General features: G+C 62.7%; 4 protein-coding genes. 1 reads left to right on the top strand and 3 read right to left on the bottom strand.

Features of this window, described 5'->3' with window-relative positions; all coding sequences use genetic code 11:
* Positions 1-511: hypothetical protein (locus DXK32_RS32850; RefSeq protein ID WP_205215880.1), on the top strand; the 511-nt coding region annotated here is incomplete at its 5' end.
* Positions 512-936: 425 nt separating this feature from the next.
* Here the strand turns inward: DXK32_RS32850 and qatD are convergent.
* From qatD to qatB, 3 genes are all read right to left on the bottom strand, one after another.
* Positions 937-1,692: a Qat anti-phage system TatD family nuclease QatD gene (gene qatD, locus DXK32_RS31690; RefSeq protein ID WP_114862125.1), complete on the bottom strand. Its 756-nt coding sequence runs from the start codon at positions 1,690-1,692 to the stop codon at positions 937-939.
* On the bottom strand, positions 1,689-3,059 hold the full coding sequence (qatC, locus tag DXK32_RS31685) for a Qat anti-phage system QueC-like protein QatC (protein ID WP_114862124.1): 1,371 nt from the start codon (positions 3,057-3,059) through the stop codon (positions 1,689-1,691). The genes qatD and qatC overlap by 4 nt, the downstream gene beginning before the upstream one ends.
* On the bottom strand, positions 3,056-3,778 hold a 723-nt coding region (gene qatB, locus DXK32_RS31680), incomplete at its 5' end, for a Qat anti-phage system associated protein QatB (RefSeq protein WP_205215879.1). The genes qatC and qatB, both read right to left, overlap by 4 nt.

Raw genomic sequence — 3,778 nt, 5'->3', positions numbered from 1 at the left:
TCTCAAGCCTCGGCGGAGGCAAATAGCCGAAATATGTTCGTTTTTCCGCAGCCTGCTAGTGGGCTTAAGGAACCAAATCGTTGTAGGTTTTTGCAACGCTTTTGAAAAGGCGGTGGTTGCACTCCTTGACGCTTGCCGCATTTCATACGGAGACAGTGAGCCGCGTTATTCGTGTTACAGTGGCGGTACGTATGACACAGCTGCGATAAACAAATGGCTTAAGGTTTACAATGTTTTGCTGAAACCTCTCCCAGAGAGTGATTACTTCTGCATGGCAGTTGGAAGTCATTCCGCCAACTACATGCAGGGTCTATTCTGGGCGCGGAATAGGATAGTGCATCATGGCGCAATCTGCAATACCAAGCAGGTTACAGAGGACGGCAGCATCTGGGGGTGCCGAGCTGTCGGCGATAAGATCAAAACCAGCCATAATAAAATTGATGATATAGCCCAGTTCTTGGATAATAACATTTGCTTTATTTTTCAGGATGTCGATAGGGTGCTACCGTGATGTGACGAAATGCCGGAGCCGGAGTACAGGGAATGTAGGTTTAAAGCGGCGCGGCGCTAGGAAGGGGGGGCTGCTTCCAAGGGGTTAACGGCCCGCTTGTGGCGGACCTGCACATTTCTATGGCCGGCTCTGGCTAACAGCTCGAATGAGGAGTGTGGCGAAAGGGGAAACTGGCCCGAGAAGCCACTCCCTTGCCAACACGCATGTTCAGGGTCATCATCTTGCGTGCTGGGGCTGTGCGGGTAGAGGGACTTGCCCCGTCCCGGTCGAAATCCCGACAGCGCTGTAACGGGGCACGCCGCGGCGACAGCCGTAGGTCTTCGGACCAGCAGCTTCACCCAGCCGTTCGCCGTGTGGTGAAAGAGGGCACCAAGTTCGAAGCCCCTGATGGTCCGCTTTGCGCCAGGAGCGGACACCCACGCCCATTAGCCGACCAACGTGCGGAGGTTGGACATGATCATTTTTACCATCGACTGAGGCGATATGCCGAGGATCCGTGCTAGGGAAGCGGCCGCGACCGGAACGTCCGGCGGTGCTGCCGGGCGGCCATCGAGTTGCGTGAACGGGCCATCGGTTTCGGTGAGGATGCGGTCCTGCGGCAAACTTCCGATCAGTTTGCGGCCGCGATCGGTTCGGGTCATCTCGGTGTTGATTGAGAAATAGCAGCCGAGAGCGACCGCCCGACGAGCGTCGCTCTTGCTGCCGGTGAACCAGTGAAGGACGACGCTGCCGCGTTCACGGGGAAGATGGGCCTCGATCATGTCCAAAACCGCCGGTACGCTCCTCACGCTGTGGACCGTGAGGATTTTGCCGCCCGCGTCAGCACAACGTTCGAGGATACGCTGGAACACATGCTTCTGGGCCTCAAGCGACTTGTAGAAGCGAGGTCCGGCGTCGAGGCCGACCTCGCCGACGTAGCGTGTCTCGGGCAGATGACGTTCCCACAGCGGTAGCTCGTCGGCGCGATCGGCAACGAGCTGAGGATGCAGACCGAGGGCCGCGCGGACATAGCGGGTGTGTCGCGTGAGCTCGTGGTTGCGCGGCCACGCTTTCGGCGTCGTCGTCACCGTCAATGTGTAAATCCGCGCGGCTTCAGCTCTCGCGATCGCCGCTTCGTGATCGGGATAGAGATCGAGGTGGCAGTGGAAGTCCACGCCACCGATTGTCGACGCATCGCTCATCCGGGGCGCGTCCTCACGCCGGTCAGGAGCGCACCCACTTCTTCAAGCCCGCGCCGGTAAACATCGGCGAGGGCGGCTTGGCGCTGAGGGGACTCGTCGGACAGCGGCCCGGGCTTGTGGATCAGGATCGGCGCCAGCGACGGTCGCGCCCGAAGACGCTCGATGGCGAGTTGGAAGGACCGAACCTGCACGCCTTCGGATTGGCGCGTATCAAGCGCGTGCGCGGCGAGATCGGGCAGCGTGTAGACGGTTGGGTCCGGATCGGGTTGAAAGCCTTTGAGGAGCGCGGCGCGCCGGATCAGGCAGGGCAGGCAATAGCCGCAGTGCTGCGTGCCTAGACCTTGCCATCTGCCCTTGGTCGGCGAGGCACAGGACAACGATGCAGGGGTGATCTGACGAAGAAGTGCAGGATTTGCGCATTCCGCGGTCATCTCACCCTTGGTCCGGTCCCAATAAGGGTTCTCGATTCGGCCCGGTATGCCGAGCGTGGCCAGCGCATCGTTCCAGCGGGCAATGTAGAAGGGATGGGTTGTCCTAGTGCTCAACGCGCCGAGTCGAAGTGGATCGAGCGGTACATTGACGGCGATCAGGCCGTTCTCTGGCACCTTTAAGGTGAACGCTCCCTCCAGCCCGGTCCCGGCGAAGATGCCGAGAGCGAAGAAAAGGAAGGATCGTCCTCGCGTGGTGTTCTCGCCAGCCGATCCGCGGACGAAGCCATCGGCGAACGTCATCCAGAGGCGCAGCCGATCGAAGGCCCGGCCTCGATAATGCCCCTTGAGTGTTTCGAAGATCGTCGTCTGCGCGTCGCTGGTTGCACCTTCACCGGCATGGCTGATGAGAAGTGGGGTGCGGCCCGCCTCGAGTGCGTCGATCGCACCGATCAAGCTGTCGAGACCGCCCGAGAACAGGGCGAGGCCGTCGAAGGGAGGACCGAGGAGCCGAGCGGGCGGCGTCGGAGCCACTTGCACGAAGCGCTCCGGCCGGGCTCGAAATCCCAATGTCCAGCGATCGCCCGTGAGGAAATTCAGCAACCGCACAAAGGTTGGAGCGACCGCTTGCCAGCGGTCGGGATCAGCGACAGGCACGATCAGGCGCAGCTCGCGCGTCCAACCGTCCTGGGATTCGCTGTCCCGCGAGACGCGGGTATCGGCGACATGGACGTGGGCCGCCAGCACCAGGACGTCGACGCCCACTTCCGAGGGGAAGACGCCGAGGCGCGACAGATCGGTCAGCGCCCGGCCTATGCCGTGGCCAAGCGATCGCTCGCCGACGACGAGATCCAGACGGGTTTCCACCTCGCCGTCGCCAAGCGGGATCCGGCTTAGGTCGTCAGGGCCGAAGCGGCCCGTGATGAGGTGTCGTCTCATGCCTCCGCCTCCGCGTCACCCATGATCTGCAGGATTCCGAACGCCTGCTCATAGATGCGTTCGACAAAAGCCAGCACGCGGTCTGGAGTGAGCGCGGCGACCGCTGCCCGTGCGGTCGTGAGCGCATCGGCGACGCCGCGCCTGATGAAGTCGTTGAGTTGTGCCTGGACGCGCGCGGCTTCCCGACTGTCGCCGGGCAGCGTCACCGTCTTCGCGCCGATGTCATTGCAAAGTCGGGCCTCGATCGCATTCGTCGCGTAGAGCTCGAACACGGTCTGCATCTGCTCGGCAGTGAGGCCGTCGAGGTCTGTGATACCCGCCCCGGCAAGGTCGGCGATGGTTTCTATGAACGCTTCGCGGGCGACGCCTTCATCGATTGAACCGCCGTCGGGGCAGACATAGTCCGCGAGCCCGAGGAAGATCTCCTCGATGGGGCGGCCCGCTAAGCCGTCGAGGTTGAGCGCGCGCAGCGCTTCGGCGGCACCCCGGGCGACCGCATCTGACAGGAAGCCGAGAAGACGGCTCCCGGCGCCGCGCGCCGACCCCATCCTCGCGGCGGCGGTCCGCACGCCTCCAGAAGACGAACCCACGTAGTGAGAAATGGCTCGGCCAAGGCTCCGGCGGTCGTCCCCTCCGGAACCAGCGAAGCGCGAGAAATTGTTGCGCGCGGCCGAGAAGCGCGTGGGATCGGCAGCAGGGGGCACGGGCGGTCTGGCCGG

The organism is Azospirillum brasilense, from assembly GCF_003349955.1.
Taxonomy (GTDB): Bacteria; Pseudomonadota; Alphaproteobacteria; order Azospirillales; family Azospirillaceae; genus Azospirillum; species Azospirillum brasilense_B.
This window is presented reverse-complemented; position numbering and strand designations above follow the sequence as displayed.